This window comes from Brevundimonas aurantiaca (assembly GCF_904830995.1).
GTDB lineage: Bacteria > Pseudomonadota > Alphaproteobacteria > Caulobacterales > Caulobacteraceae > Brevundimonas > Brevundimonas aurantiaca.
In genome coordinates, this window is record NZ_CAJGVD010000001.1 from 3,036,778 (window position 1) to 3,049,464 (window position 12,687).

Consider the following 12,687-nt stretch of genomic DNA (forward strand, 5'->3'; position numbering starts at 1 on the left):
ATTGACCCCAGCCGCCCGTCTCGCCGCCGCCGCCTCCGTCCTGGACTCCATCGCCCAGGGCCGCCAGCCGGCGGAAACCGTCCTGAAAGCCTGGGGGACCGCCAACCGCTACGCCGGGTCCAAGGACCGGCGCGCCATCGCCGACCGGGTCTACAAGGTGCTGCGGGCGCGCGGCCGCCTGTCGTGGATCATGGGCGGGCGCGAGGACGGCCGGGCCCTTGTGATCGGGTCTCTGCACGCCATCGACGGCCTGTCGCTGGAAGAGATCGAAGCCCTGCACGCGGGCGACGGCTACGGCCCGCGCCCCCTGTCGAAACAGGAGCGCAGCCGGATCACCGCAGGGGAGGGGGAGCTTCCCGGCTGGGTCGCCGCCGGCCTGCCCGACTTCGTGGTTGAGGATTTCAAAGCGACCTTCGGCGACGGTTGGGCCGAGGAGGCCCACGCCCTGATGGCGCCGCGCGCCCCGATCGACCTGCGGATCAATGACTCGGCCGCCACGGTCGAGGAGGTCGAGGCCGAACTGAAGGCCGCCGGGCTGGACGTTTCGCGCACGCCCTGGTCGGCCGTCGGCCTGCGCGTGCCGTCGGAACCGCCGCCCAACATCCAGGCGCTGGAGGGGTTCAAGTCCGGCAAGTTCGAGATCCAGGACGAGGGCAGTCAGGTCGTCTGCTGGCTGGCCGGGGCGCAACCCGGCGCGACGGTTGTGGACTATTGCGCAGGCGGCGGCGGCAAGACCCTGGGTCTGGCCCAGGCCATGAAGGGGCAGGGGAGGCTGACGGCCTCCGACGTGGTCAACAAGCGGCTGGAGAACATCCGCCCCCGCCTCCAACGCGCCGGCGTCGAGGCGGACCTGGTCCTGATCGGTCAGAACGGCGGGGGGCTGGAAGCGCTGAACGGACAGGCCGATCTGGTCTTCGTCGACGCCCCCTGTTCGGGCTCGGGCACCTGGCGGCGTCGGCCCGAGGACGCCTGGCGTCTGACGGCGGACGAGGTCGAAAAGCTGCACGCCCTTCAGGTTCGCATTCTGGGCCAGGCGACCAAGTTGGTGAAACCGGGCGGCCGTCTGGTCTATGTCACCTGTTCCATGCTGGCGCGCGAGAACGAGGCCAGCGCCGACGCCTTCGAGACCGCCCATCCCGAGTTCAAACCGGTTCCCGTCGCCGATCTGCTGGCCGCGCCGCAACTGACCGAGGCCGCGCAGGTCAGGATCGCGGAATGGGCGTCGGGCGCGCGTCTGCGGCTGTCGCCGGCCTCGGCGGATACTGACGGCTTCTTCGCCGCCGTCTATCAGCGGGCCGTTTGATGGGGGCGGGGCCGACGCGGCACGGCGGGGTTTCGGTCCTCTATGTCATGGCTGCGCCCGCCGAATACGGCGACTGTCTGCGCGCCCGCATACAGCCCCTGATGACCGGCGTCGGCCCGGTGGAGGCCGCCGTGGCCCTGACCGCCGCCCTGGCCCGGTTGGAGGCGGCGGGCGATCCGCCCGATCTGATCGTGTCCCTGGGGTCGTGCGGCTCGCGGGTGCTGGAGCACGCCTGCGTCTATCAGGCTTCTTCGGTCGCCTATCGCGACATGGACGCCAGCCCTCTCGGCTTTCCCAAGGGGGTGACTCCGCTGCTGGACCAGCCTGCGGTCCTGCCCCTGCCTTGCCCCATCCCGGGCCTGCCGACCGCCACCCTGTCGACCGGCGCGAACGTCGTCTCCGGCGCCGCCTATGACGCCATCGACGCCGAGATGGTGGATATGGAGACCTGGGCCCTGGTCCGGGCGGCCCAGACCTTCGGCCTGCCCCTGATCGCCCTGCGCGGCGTGTCGGACGGCCGGAGCGAGCTGAAGGCGTTGGAGGACTGGACCTCCACCCTTTGCCATGTGGACGAGAACCTTGCCGCCGCCCTGGACCGTCTGATCGCCGTGCTGGAGGCCGACGGCCTCGCCGCGCTTGAAATTCCGGCCTTACACGGCCAAGACCCCGCGCAACCTCCCGCCCCGGATTCGATCACGCCATGACCACGCCGCACGACCACCAGAAGGTCCTCATCGTCGACTTCGGCAGCCAGGTGACCCAGCTGATCGCCCGCCGCCTGCGCGAGGCCAGCGTCTATTGCGAGATCCACCCGTTCCAGAAGGCGGAACAGGCCCTGGCGGCGATGAAGCCTGCCGCCGTCATCCTTTCGGGCGGACCCGAGAGCGTCCACGAAGAGGGCAGCCCCCGCGCGCCCCAGGCCGTGTTCGAGGCCGGGGTGCCGGTCCTGGGCATCTGCTACGGCGAGATGACCCTGTGCGAACAGCTGGGCGGCAAGGTCGAGGGCGGCCATACGCGCGAGTTCGGCCGCGCCGCCATCACGGTTCAGAAGGACTCGCCCCTGTTGGCGGGACTGGCCCCGGTGGGCGAGGACGAGGAAGTCTGGATGAGCCACGGCGACAAGATCGTCGCCATCCCCGAGGGCTTCGACGTGGTGGCCTCCTCGGAGGGCTCCCCCTATGCGGTGATCGCCGATGAGACTCGCCGCTTCTACGGCGTCCAGTTCCACCCCGAGGTGATGCACACCCCGCGCGGCCACCAGATGCTGAAGAACTTCACCCACGGCATCGCCGGGCTGAAGGGCGACTGGACCATGGCCGCCTATCGCGACGAGAAGATCGCCCAGATCCGCGAACAGGTCGGCGACGCCAAGGTGATCTGCGGCCTGTCCGGCGGCGTCGACAGTTCCGTCGCCGCCGTGCTGATCCACGAGGCCATCGGCGACCAGCTGACCTGCGTCTTCGTCGACACCGGCCTGCTGCGCAAGGACGAGGCGAAACAGGTCACCACCCTGTTCCGCGAACACTACAACATCCCGCTGATCCACGTTGACGCGTCGAAAGAATTCCTGGGCGAGCTGGCCGGGATTTCCGACCCGGAAACCAAGCGCAAGACCATCGGCCGCCTGTTCATCGAAGTGTTCGACCGCGAGTCCGCCAAGATTGAAGGCGCCGAATTCCTGGCCCAGGGCACCCTCTATCCCGACGTGATCGAGAGCGTCTCCTCGTCCAGCGGCAAGGCCCACGTCATCAAGAGCCACCACAATGTCGGCGGCCTGCCCGATTATATGAAGCTCAAGCTCGTGGAGCCCTTGCGCGAACTGTTCAAGGACGAGGTCCGGGCGCTCGGCCGCGAACTGGGCCTGAGCGACGCCTTCGTCGGCCGCCACCCCTTCCCGGGACCGGGCCTGGCCATCCGCATCCCCGGCGAGATCACGCCCGAGGCGGTCGAGACCCTGCAACAGGCCGACGCCATCTATCTGGAGGAGATCCGCAAGGCGGGTCTGTACGACCATATCTGGCAGGCCTTCGCCGTCCTGCTGCCGGTCAAGACCGTCGGCGTCATGGGCGACGCGCGAACCTATGAAAAGGTGCTGGCCCTCCGAGCCGTCTCCTCCACCGACGGCATGACCGCCGACTTCTACCAGTTCCCCTGGGACCTCCTGGCCAAGACGGCGACCCGCATCATCAACGAGGTCCGGGGCGTGAACCGCGTGGTCTATGACGTGACGTCCAAGCCGCCGGGCACGATCGAGTGGGAATAATTCGGGCCTTTCGGGAGCTTTCGAGAACGCTTCCGAAATGGGCTGTAAGTTGCTGACGCGAAAGTGAATTCTGTCGAGACCCTTCGGAGCCTTTCGGAGGGTCTTTTTTTCGTGATGCCGACCTGTCTGACGGTATCGCGCTCCGTTGCTCCCATGGATTCCGGCTCATACCGTCTGGGCCACGGCGAGCCGTTGACGGTATTCTTTTCAAGCAAGACGCTGAAAAGGCGAGAAAATATCGACCTCGAACCGCCGATTTCCGGGCCTGTCCGGTGCGAGGAGGTTTTACCGTGCTTACCGATGCCGCTCTGAAGAATTTGAAGCCTAAATCAAAGCCTTACAAGAGTACCGACAGGGACGGCTTGTACGCCTACATCTCGCCCGGGGGAGCGATCTCGTTCCGCTACGACTATCGCTTCAACGGTCGGCGAGAGACGCTCACCCTGGGGCGCTACGGACGGGGCGGTCTGAGCCTCTCGCAGGCGCGGGAACGTCTGTTCGAGATCAAGCGGACCATCGCGGACGGCGTGTCGCCCGCCCTGGAGAAGCAGCGCGCCAAGCGTCGTCTGAAAGAGGCGCGCAGCTTCGAGCATGTCGCCCAGCGTTGGATGGACACCGCACCGATGGCGGACAGCACACGGAACATGCGCCGGTCGATCTTCAATCGCGAGGTGCTGCCGCAGTGGCGAAACCGCCTGCTTAGCGAGATCACTCCCGACGACATCCGGGCGCACTGCAAGACCATCGTGGACCGCGGCGCGCCGGCGACGGCGATCCATGTGCGCGACATCGTCAAACAGATCTACGCCTGGGCGATTCTGCACGGCGAGAAGATCGACAATCCGGCCGACGGCGTCGGGCCGGCGTCGATCGCGACCTTCCGGCCGCGAGACCGCAGCCTGTCGCCGAGCGAGATCCGCATCATGCTGGGGCTTCTCGGAGAGGTGGCGACCCTGCCGACCATCCGGCTCGGGCTGAAGTTCATCCTGCTCAGCATGGTGCGAAAGAGCGAACTGCAGGATGGCGTCTGGCCAGAAGTGGATTTCGAGAACGCCGTCTGGTCGATCCCGGCGGCGCGGATGAAGCGCTCCCGGCCCCACAACGTCTATCTGTCGACCCAGATGCTCGACATCCTGATCGCCCTGAAGACCTGCGCGGGGAACTCCAAATACATCCTGCCGTCGCGCTACGACGCGGACGCGCCGATGTCGCGGGCGACCTTCAATCGCGTGACCTCCGCCATCGCCGCGCTGGCGAAGAAGCGGGGACTGCCTTTGGAGCCGTTCACCGTGCACGACCTGCGACGGACGGCTTCGACCCTGTTGCACGAGATGGGGTTCAACTCGGACTGGATCGAAAAGGGCTTGGCTCACGAGGAGCGGTCGTCGCGCGGGGTCTACAACAAGGCGGAGTTCGAGATGCAGCGACGGCATATGGCGCAGCAGTGGTCGGACGCGGTCGAGGCCTGGGAGGCCGGGCGGACGTTCACGCCGGTGCTCAGTGTGCCGGAGGGAGAGGGACCTCGCTTCGATCCAAAGTTCTGACGGGTCGGCTGACGCGTCGGCGGACATCGGGCGGCGGGGCGCGGCGGATCGGCTGGTTGCGGCGCCGCTCGAGCCACGCCTCGACCTCGGCCAGGTCCCAGACCACGCAGCGGGGCGTCAGAAGGAACCGCTTCGGAAACTCGCCCCGGCGCTCCATCTCCCAGATGGTGCTGTCGGCGAGCGGCACCATCTGGTGCAGTTCAGGTTTCTTGATCGTGCGGCGTAGGGGTGGGCTGGCCTGGGCCATCGAAATCTCCGCTTTGCTGGGAGAATCGAACCCGAAAGATTGCGACAGGCCTAGCCGTATCCTCTCCACCGTAGGCTTGCGCATCCCCTGGCATCAGCGGCTTGAATACTTCCGTATTTCGACTAATGCGGAACTATGGAAGCCGAAGCCTCGATTCTCGCTCTCGCTGCCCTGGCGCAGTCGACCCGGTTGGAGGCGTTTCGTCTCCTGGTCCGTCACGAACCGGAGGGCCTGCCGGCCGGTGACATCTCCAATCACCTCGCCATCCCGGCCAACACGCTTTCGTCCCATCTGGCCGTCCTAAGCCGGGCGGGGCTGATCCAGTCGGAACGTCGCAGCCGGTCGATCATCTATCGGGCCGACCTGGACCGGCTTCGCGACCTGGTCCTGTTCCTGCTCAAGGACTGCTGTGGGGGCAGGGCGGACCTGTGCGAGCCGCTGTTGGCAGACCTCGCGCCCTGTTGCTCGTGAGGACGCCATGGACATCGTAATCTATCACAACCCCGCGTGCGGGACGTCTCGCAACGCCTTGGAGCTGATCCGGCACGTCGGGATCGAGCCTCACGTAATCGAGTATCTGAAGACGCCGCCGTCGCGCGCCATGGTCGCTTGGCTGGCCGGGCGGACCGGCGCGCCGCTGCGTGACCTGCTGCGGGAGAAGGGCACGCCCTTCGCCGAGCTGGGTCTCGAGAACCCCGACCGGACGGATGAGCAACTGCTCGATGCGATCGAGGCCCATCCGATCCTGCTCAACCGTCCGATCGTCGTCGGTCCCCTGGGGGTTCGTCTCTGCCGCCCGTCGGAGGCCGTGCTGGACCTGCTGCCGGTCGAGAACCTGAAGCCCTTCACCAAGGAAGACGGAGAGGTCGTCATCGACGCCGACGGCCGGCGGGTGGGACGATGACCGAAGCGCCCGCCAGGTCGCCACGCCGCCTGTCGTTCCTTGATCGCTGGCTGACGGTGTGGATTTTCGCCGCCATGGCCGTCGGCGTTCTGCTCGGAACCATGGTGCCGGGCCTGCCCGCCTGGGTCGACAGCCTCTCGGTCGGTACCACCAACATCCCGATCGCCATCGGCCTGATCCTGATGATGTACCCGCCGCTGGCCAAGGTCCGCTATGAGGCCTTGCCGCGCGTGTTCGCCGACAAGCGGGTCCTCGCGCTGTCGCTGGTCCAGAACTGGATTCTGGGTCCGGTGCTGATGTTCGCTCTAGCGGCGATCTTCCTGCGCGATCAGCCGGAATATATGACCGGCGTGATCCTGATCGGCTTGGCGCGCTGTATCGCCATGGTGCTGGTCTGGAACCAGTTGGCCCGAGGCGACAACCAGTATGTGGCCGGTCTCGTGGCCTTCAACTCGATCTTCCAGATCCTGTTCTTCAGCCTCTATGCTTGGCTCTTCCTCACCGTTCTGCCGCCGCTGTTCGGCCTGCGGGGCAGTGTGGTGGACGTCAGCGTCTGGACCATCGCCGGAGCCGTGCTCGTCTATCTCGGCGTTCCGTTCGTGGCGGGCTTTTTGACGCGCCGCTGCCTGATCGCCCGCAAGGGCGCCGGTTGGTACGAGCGTCGTTTCCTGCCGCGCATCGGACCGATTACGTTGATCGCGCTGCTCTTCACCATCGTGGCCATGTTCAGCCTGAAGGGTGGAGAGGTCGTGGCCCTGCCGCTGGATGCCCTGCGCATCGCCATTCCGCTGACGATCTACTTCCTCGTCATGTTCGTCGTCAGCTTCCTGATGGGCAAGCTGATCGAGGCCGACTACCCGCGCACCACGGCGCTGGCCTTCACGGCGGCCTCCAACAATTTCGAGCTGGCCATCGCGGTCGCCATCGCGGCGTTCGGCCTGGCCTCGCCGGTCGCCTTCGCCGCTGTCATCGGCCCGCTGGTGGAGGTGCCGGTGCTGATCCTGCTGGTGTCGGTCGCCCTCTGGATGGGCCGGCGGTGGTTCCCGGAAACGGTCCCGCCGGCGGACGCCGGGTGATGGTGGTCCTCTATCTGATCGAACCGACCGACGCCGGCCTGATCGCCGCGCTGCGGGCCGAAGGCCTGCCCGCGCCCGACGCCGGCCGCTACTTCAGCGCCGATCACCACGGCGCCGTCGTCGGCTATGTCGGACTGGAAGGGGAGGGGCGCGACCTGCTGGTCCGCTCGCTGGTCGTCCTCGCCGACCGGAAAGCGCGGGGCCTGGGAGCCCGGGTGCTGGCCGCCGCCGAGATCATCGCCGGCGACATGGGCGGCGCACGCCTGCATCTGCTCACCACGGCGGCCGAGCCCTTCTTCACCCGACACGGCTACCGGGCGGCGAACCGCCAGACGGCGCCGGAGGCGATCCGACGGACCCGCGAGTTCGCTGGACTCTGCCCGGCGTCGGCAGCCTATCTGACCAAGGACCTCTGATGGCCTTCGCCCGCCTGCGCCCGCTTCCCGATCCGGATCACCTGCCGGCCTTGGACAAGGCCTATCTCTCGGCCGATCCGGCCCGCGGTCTGGGGCCGCACGACCAACCACCCCGGATCCTGCTCCTCTACGGATCGCTGCGCGAACGGTCCTACTCGAGGTTCTGCGTCGAGGAGGCGGCTCGCCTGCTGCAATGGATGGGATGCGAGACCCGCATCTTCGACCCGTCGGACCTGCCTCTTCCGGGGGCGCCGGGCGACGATGACCACCCGGCGGTGCGCGAACTGCGCGACCATGCCCTGTGGTCCGAAGGCATGGTCTGGTGCAGCCCGGAGCGGCACGGTCAGGTCTCGGGCCTGATGAAGCTGCAGATCGATCATCTGCCCCTGAGCATGGGCGGCGTGCGCCCGACCCAAGGGCGGACCCTGGCCGTCATGCAGGTCTCCGGCGGGTCGCAGAGCTTCAACGCCGTCAACACCCTGCGGCTGCTCGGCCGCTGGATGCGGATGATCACCATTCCCAACCAGTCGAGCGTGGCCAAGGCCTTCCAGGAATTCGACGACGCCGGGCGAATGAAGCCGTCCGCCTACTATGAGCGCATCGTCGATGTGATGGAGGAGCTGGTCCGTTTCACCATCCTGTCCCGGCCTCACGCCGCGCAGCTGGTCGATCGCTATTCCGAGCGCAAGGCGGTCGGAATTCCGATCGACGCAGCGACCGATCTCTCGTCGATAGCGGTTGCGCCCCAATCCCGACCAAACGCCTGAATGTCGGTCTGCTTAATGTCGGCAGTCTCGGTCCTGAAGGACTTCGATGACCTTGCAGGCTGAAACCCGGCCGCCGGCGCAGTCGGCCGTCATCCGTGAAAGTTCAGTCTGGAGCGCCTGTAACTGCCGAATCTTCTCCGTGACATCGGCCAGATGCCGTTCCGCGATGGCGTTCGCGTCACTGCAGGTGCGGTCGGGGTGATCGGCAAGGTCGAGGAGCGAGCGGATAGCGTCGAGGTCGAAGCCCAACTGGCGGGCGTGCCGGATAAAGCCGAGCCGGCGTAGTGCGGGTTCGTCGTAGAGCCGACGGTCGCTGGCGGTGCGCGGCGGCTCGGGCAGGAGCCCGGCCTGCTCATAGAAGCGGATGGTCGGCACCTTCACGCCGGTCGCGGCGGAGAGCTTGCCGATGGTCAGATGCGGAGCGGGAGTGAGCGTCATCGGCTGAAAATAGGCGCTTGATCCTCTAGTGACTAGAGGATGTAGACCAGTCTTCATGGACACGAGCGAGACCGCCTGCCGCCCGGCCGCCGGCTGCTGCGGACACGATGTGAAGTTTGACGGCTCCACGCCGGCCTATCGCCGCGTGCTGGTGGCCGTGATCGTCATCAACCTCGTCGGCTTCGTCGCGGTCTTGGCCGGCAGTCTCGCGCAGGGGTCGGCCGCGCTCGCCGCCAACGCCCTCGACTTCCTCGCCGACAGCGTGACCTACGCCGTGAGCCTTTGGGTTATCGGCCGCTCGGTGCGCCTCCGCGCCGGCGCAGCCCTCGCCAAGAGCGCCAGCCTGGTCGTGCTGGGGCTGTCGGTCCTCGGCTTCGCGGTCTGGCGGGCCATGACCGGGGCCGCGCCGGAGGGCTTCGTGATCACGGGCCTGGGTCTGTTCGGCTTCGCCGCAAACCCGGTCGCCGCCACCCTGCTGCTGCGCTTCAGGGACGGAGACGCCAATGTTCGATCGGTCTGGCTCTGTACGCGCAACGACCTGGCCCACAACCTCGGCGTCGCCGCGGCGGGCGGTCTGGTCTGGCTGACGGGATCGCGCTGGCCGGATCTCGCCGCCGGCGCCCTGCTGGCCTTCATCTTCCTTCAATCCGCATGGTCGATCACCCGTCAGGCGCTCGTCGAGACCCGCGTGAACGCTCGCTCGTCCGCCGCCCTGCCTGGAGCGGGCGCTTGATCCGCCGGGCCCGATCCGGCGTGACCGGTCGTCGCAGCAGGGCGGGCCGGAGCGCGTTCCCGTCGCGCAAGGCCGGGGCGGCCGGAGCAGCGTATTTTGTAACAGATTGCCGATACGGGCGAACGAAAGTATGCAGCCGCCGATGACCTGGTCGATGGTGACATGGGCGAAGTTGATTCTGGCGGTGACCTTCGTCGCCGCCGCCTTCTTCGTCGCGCCCATCGCTGACGCAGCGACCTGCCAGCCCGAACCGCCCGCCGCCCACGCCCTGGTTGATCACGATCCGGCCGAAGGCGACCACACCGGCGGCAAGGACCACGGCATCTGCTCGCACGGCCATTGCCATCACACCGCCGCCGCTCGCACGGCGGTCGGCGAAGACCTGCCTCTGCAGGCCTTCGACCGGCCGCTCCACGCCTTGCCCCTGAGCGATCTCTTCGGCTCCATCGCGCCAGACGGACTGAAACGCCCTCCCAGAGCCTGACACGACGACCGCGCTTCCGCGCGGGCTCTCTCGTGTCACTCCCTCTGGAAGATGAATCATGCCTGCCTCATATCGCCGGCCGCCGCGTTTCGCGGTCGGCTGCGCGCTCGCCGCTATCGCGGCTGTGCTGGCCAGCCCCGCGTGGGCTGACCCTGCGCCTTCGTTCGCCGAGCTCCTCGCCCGGCTGGACCAGACCCCGGCCACCACGGAAGCCGGCGCGCTTCTGGACGCCGCCGAAGCCCGGGCGCGCCAGGCGCGTGTCCGCCCCAACCCGACCCTCGCGCTCGATGCCGAGAACGCGTTCGGGAGCGGGCCCTTCTCTGGCTACGGCAATGCCGAGACCACGCTCTCGATCACTCAGGATCTTGAGCTCTGGGGTCGACGCACGGCTCGCATCAACGCGGCCCGCGCCGATGCCGGGACCGCCTCGCTCCGACGAGATCTGGCCGTGGTCGACGCCGCCGGACGGTTGGCGCTGGTCTACGCCGACGCCGAGGCGGCCGAGCGGCGCGCGACCTTGGCCGAGGAGAACCTGAGCCTCACCCTCGCCGACGCCCGCGCGGCCTTGGTGCTGGTGGAGGAGGGGCGCGAGCCGCTTCTGCGCGGCATCCAGGGCGAGAGCGAAGCCGCCGCCGCGCGCGCCGGTCTCGACGAAGCCATCGCCGAACGGGACGCGGCCTTCGCCCGGCTCACGGCGGTGGCCATGCTCGCCGAGCCGGTGACGACCATCGACGTCAGCTTGCTGGACCTCGCGCCGGCGACCGCCCTTTCGCCGACGGACCAGACGCCGACCGTGCGCGTGGCCGAGGCTGAGCGCTCGGCCGCAGAAAGCCGCATCGCGGTCGAACGCACGCGGTCGCGACCGGACGTCAGCGCCAGCGTCGGACTTCGCCGCTACGAGGCGGAAGACGCGACGGCGCTGACCTTCGGCCTCAGCCTGCCCCTGCCGCTGTTCGATCGGAACCGCGGCAACATCGAAGCCGCCCAGGCGGACTTCAGGGCGGCCGACGCCCGGCTGATGACCGCCCGTCAGGAAGCCCAGGCGGACCGGGCCGCAGCACAGGCGCGCCTCCGCGCCTCGGTGAGCCGCGTCACCGCCGCCGCCGCCGGGGTGCCCTCCGCCGAAGAACCCTCCCGCCTCTCGCGGATCGGCTTCGAGGCGGGCCGGATCTCGCAGCTCGAGCTTCGCGCGACCCGTACCGCCCTGGTCAACGCCAGAACCGCCGCCGTGGACGCCCGCCTCGCCCGGGTCCGCGCGGAAATCGATCTCGCGCGCCAGGACGGCCGCGCCCCCTTCCAAGGAGCCCAATGATGCGCAAGCGCACTTCCAACAAGACCTTGCTGATCGGCGGGGTCGCCGCCCTCGTCATCCTCGGGGCCGGGGGTCTTTACCTCGCCATGGGACGGTCGGATCCGCCCGCCGCCGAAGGCGCGGCGGCTGAAGGCGAAGCCAGTCACGCCGAAGAGGAGGGCGGTCACGCCGAAGGCGAGGCCGAAGCGCCCGAGGGCTTCGTCGCTCTCAGCGCCGCCCAGGCCCAAGCCGCCAATCTGGTCGTCGTCGGCGTCGGTCGGGGCGGGGGCGCCGAGACCCGGCTCTCCGGTCGCGTCGAACCCATGATCGACGCCCGCGCCGCCGTCGCCGCGTCTGTCGGCGGACGGGTGGAACGGGTGCTGGTGGCGCCCGGCCAGTCCGTTCGGATCGGCCAGCCCCTGGCCAGCCTCGTGAGCGGCGACGCGGCCACCTTCCGCGCCGACGCGGACGCGGCCGCGGCCCAGTCCGAAGTCGCGCGCCAGGCCTATCAGCGCAACAGCAACCTCGCCGACCAGGGCGTCGTCGCCCGGCAAGAGGTCGAGGCGTCCCGGGCGCAGCTGCTCAGCGCCGAGGCGGCGGCCCGAGCGGCCCGCGCGCGGTCGAGCGCGGCCGGATCGCCCAACGCCGCCGGACGGCTGAGCGTGAACAGCCCGATCGCCGGCGTGGTCACCAGCGTTCAGGTCGGCCCGGGCGGCTTCGTCCCGCAGGGCGGCGTGATCGCCGAGGTGACCAACCCCGCCCGCGTCGAACTCGTGTTCAATGCGCCGCCGCACCTTGCGGCGCTCGTCCGCGCGGGATCGACCTTGCGGGTCTCCAGCCCCGCGGGCGATTTCGACGCCGTCGTCACCGGCGTCGCCGCCGGGGCGGGCGCGGAAAGCGGCGCCACCGTGATCCGGGCGCGCCCGACGGGAGCGACCCTGCCGCCGGCCGGCTCCGCCGTCACCGGCGCGATCGTAACGGGTGAAGCCGCCGGCGGCCTGACCGTGCCGACGGAAGCCATCCAGACCGTCGACGGCGCCAGCGTCGTTTTCATCCAGGTCCCGAACGGCTTCCAGCTCCGTCCCGTGCTCGTCGGTCGCCAGGCCGGGGGACGCACGGAGATCCTGCGCGGCCTCGACGGGTCCGAGCGGGTCGCCGGAACCAACGCCTTCCTCCTCAAAGCCGAACTCGCCAAGGGCGAGGCCGAGCACGGCCACTAAG

General features: G+C 68.7%; 15 protein-coding genes. 13 read left to right on the forward strand and 2 right to left on the reverse strand.

Translation table 11 applies throughout. The features are described from left to right. Nucleotide 1 precedes the first annotated feature (1 nt). From JMT67_RS14960 to JMT67_RS14975, 4 genes are all read left to right on the forward strand, one after another. Nucleotides 2-1,303: an RsmB/NOP family class I SAM-dependent RNA methyltransferase gene (locus JMT67_RS14960; RefSeq protein WP_201463912.1), complete on the forward strand. Its 1,302-nt coding sequence runs from the start codon at nucleotides 2-4 to the stop codon at nucleotides 1,301-1,303. Continuing rightward, on the forward strand, nucleotides 1,303-2,007 hold the full coding sequence (locus JMT67_RS14965; protein WP_054765245.1) for a 5'-methylthioadenosine/S-adenosylhomocysteine nucleosidase: 705 nt from the start codon (nucleotides 1,303-1,305) through the stop codon (nucleotides 2,005-2,007). The genes JMT67_RS14960 and JMT67_RS14965 overlap by 1 nt, the downstream gene beginning before the upstream one ends. Further along, nucleotides 2,004-3,566, forward strand: coding sequence for a glutamine-hydrolyzing GMP synthase (gene guaA, locus JMT67_RS14970; RefSeq protein WP_201463913.1), 1,563 nt, complete (start codon nucleotides 2,004-2,006; stop codon nucleotides 3,564-3,566). Before JMT67_RS14965 ends, guaA begins: the two co-directional genes overlap by 4 nt. Nucleotides 3,567-3,856: 290 nt before the next feature. Continuing rightward, nucleotides 3,857-5,110 (forward strand): tyrosine-type recombinase/integrase, encoded by a 1,254-nt coding sequence (locus JMT67_RS14975; RefSeq protein ID WP_055808164.1) that lies wholly within the window; start codon nucleotides 3,857-3,859, stop codon nucleotides 5,108-5,110. On the opposite strand, the gene JMT67_RS14980 is transcribed toward JMT67_RS14975, so the two are convergent. Beyond that, nucleotides 5,064-5,357, reverse strand: coding sequence for a helix-turn-helix transcriptional regulator (locus tag JMT67_RS14980; RefSeq protein ID WP_081600486.1), 294 nt, complete (start codon nucleotides 5,355-5,357; stop codon nucleotides 5,064-5,066). The genes JMT67_RS14975 and JMT67_RS14980 overlap by 47 nt on opposite strands. A 135-nt stretch (nucleotides 5,358-5,492) precedes the next feature. Here JMT67_RS14980 and JMT67_RS14985 point away from each other — a divergent pair, with 135 nt between their 5' ends. From JMT67_RS14985 to arsH, 5 genes are read left to right on the forward strand one after another with little or no spacing between them, the layout of a single operon-like run. Then, complete coding sequence (locus JMT67_RS14985; RefSeq protein ID WP_017505590.1) at nucleotides 5,493-5,828, forward strand: ArsR/SmtB family transcription factor; 336 nt, start codon at nucleotides 5,493-5,495, stop codon at nucleotides 5,826-5,828. A gap of 7 nt (nucleotides 5,829-5,835) precedes the next feature. Further along, nucleotides 5,836-6,261 (forward strand): arsenate reductase (glutaredoxin), encoded by a 426-nt coding sequence (gene arsC, locus JMT67_RS14990; RefSeq protein WP_017505589.1) that lies wholly within the window; start codon nucleotides 5,836-5,838, stop codon nucleotides 6,259-6,261. Continuing rightward, entirely contained in the window at nucleotides 6,258-7,337 is a 1,080-nt protein-coding gene (arsB, locus tag JMT67_RS14995) for an ACR3 family arsenite efflux transporter (protein ID WP_055808168.1), read from the forward strand. The genes arsC and arsB overlap by 4 nt, the downstream gene beginning before the upstream one ends. Then, nucleotides 7,337-7,753 carry a GNAT family N-acetyltransferase gene (locus JMT67_RS15000; RefSeq protein ID WP_017505587.1) on the forward strand — a complete coding sequence of 139 codons (417 nt, stop codon included), beginning with the start codon at nucleotides 7,337-7,339 and terminating at the stop codon, nucleotides 7,751-7,753. Before arsB ends, JMT67_RS15000 begins: the two co-directional genes overlap by 1 nt. Next, a complete protein-coding gene (gene arsH, locus JMT67_RS15005; protein ID WP_055808170.1) occupies nucleotides 7,753-8,520 on the forward strand; it encodes an arsenical resistance protein ArsH in 768 nt (255 codons plus the stop codon). The genes JMT67_RS15000 and arsH overlap by 1 nt, the downstream gene beginning before the upstream one ends. A 12-nt stretch (nucleotides 8,521-8,532) precedes the next feature. Here arsH and JMT67_RS15010 read toward each other — a convergent pair whose 3' ends face one another. After that, on the reverse strand, nucleotides 8,533-8,958 hold the full coding sequence (locus JMT67_RS15010; protein WP_017505586.1) for a MerR family transcriptional regulator: 426 nt from the start codon (nucleotides 8,956-8,958) through the stop codon (nucleotides 8,533-8,535). Between the two features lie 55 nt (nucleotides 8,959-9,013). Between JMT67_RS15010 and JMT67_RS15015 the strand changes: the two genes are divergently transcribed. The 4 genes from JMT67_RS15015 (at nucleotide 9,014) to JMT67_RS15030 (ending at nucleotide 12,686) form a co-directional block, all read left to right on the forward strand. Beyond that, complete coding sequence (locus JMT67_RS15015) at nucleotides 9,014-9,691, forward strand: cation transporter (RefSeq protein WP_201463914.1); 678 nt, start codon at nucleotides 9,014-9,016, stop codon at nucleotides 9,689-9,691. A 130-nt stretch (nucleotides 9,692-9,821) separates the two neighbouring features. Next, nucleotides 9,822-10,175, forward strand: coding sequence for a hypothetical protein (locus JMT67_RS15020; RefSeq protein ID WP_017505584.1), 354 nt, complete (start codon nucleotides 9,822-9,824; stop codon nucleotides 10,173-10,175). A 58-nt stretch (nucleotides 10,176-10,233) separates the two neighbouring features. Beyond that, complete coding sequence (locus tag JMT67_RS15025) at nucleotides 10,234-11,487, forward strand: TolC family protein (protein WP_201463915.1); 1,254 nt, start codon at nucleotides 10,234-10,236, stop codon at nucleotides 11,485-11,487. Further along, nucleotides 11,487-12,686 (forward strand): efflux RND transporter periplasmic adaptor subunit, encoded by a 1,200-nt coding sequence (locus tag JMT67_RS15030; RefSeq protein ID WP_017505582.1) that lies wholly within the window; start codon nucleotides 11,487-11,489, stop codon nucleotides 12,684-12,686. The genes JMT67_RS15025 and JMT67_RS15030 overlap by 1 nt, the downstream gene beginning before the upstream one ends. Nucleotide 12,687: the final 1 nt, after the last annotated feature.